Source organism: Burkholderia sp. Bp8994 (genome assembly GCF_003853805.1).
Taxonomy (GTDB): Bacteria; Pseudomonadota; Gammaproteobacteria; order Burkholderiales; family Burkholderiaceae; genus Burkholderia.
Window position 1 is genome coordinate 1 of the sequence record NZ_QTQH01000054.1, and the last position, 693, is coordinate 693.

Here is a 693-nt window from a genome sequence, read left to right on the forward strand (position 1 = left end):
CTGAAGACGCTGAAGGTGTCCGAGCCGCCGAAGCGCGCGGCCGGCGTGAAGGTGCCGGACGTGAAGACGCTGGTCGAGAAGCTGAAGACCGAAGCCAAGGTGCTGTAAGAGGGAGCGGAAAGAAATGACGATTCTGGTGATTGCAGAACACGACAACGCGTCGATCAAGGCCGCGACGCTGAACACGGTGGCAGCAGCAGCGAAGATCGGCGGTGACATCCACGTGCTGGTCGCGGGTCACAATGCGCAAGGCGCGGCCGATGCAGCAGCGAAGATCGTAGGTGTGTCGAAGGTGTTGCTGGCCGATGCGCCGCAACTCGAAGCGGGCCTCGCGGAAAACGTCGAAGCGACCGCGCTGAACATCGCGAAGGACTACTCGCACATCCTCGCGCCGGCAACGGCTTACGGCAAGAACATCGCGCCGCGTATCGCCGCGAAGCTGGACGTCGCGCAGATCTCCGACATCACGGCTGTAGTTTCGGCCGACACGTTCGAGCGTCCGATCTACGCGGGCAACGCGATCGCGACGGTGCAGTCGAGCGACCCGATCAAGGTCATCACGGTGCGTGCGACGGGTTTCGATCCGGTGGCAGCCGAAGGCGGCAGCGCATCGGTCGAGAAGATCGAAGCGGCGGCAGACGCAGGCAAGTCGCAGTTCGTGAGCCGTGAAGTGACGAAGCTGGACCGTCCGGA

At 63.5% G+C, this 693-nt stretch carries 2 pseudogenes; both read left to right on the plus strand.

Annotated features, from left to right (window positions below):
• Positions 1-108: pseudogene (locus DIE04_RS29495) on the plus strand (electron transfer flavoprotein subunit beta/FixA family protein); the annotation flags it as partial.
• Between the two features lie 16 nt (positions 109-124).
• Positions 125-693 (plus strand): annotated as a pseudogene (locus DIE04_RS29500) (electron transfer flavoprotein subunit alpha/FixB family protein); the annotation flags it as partial.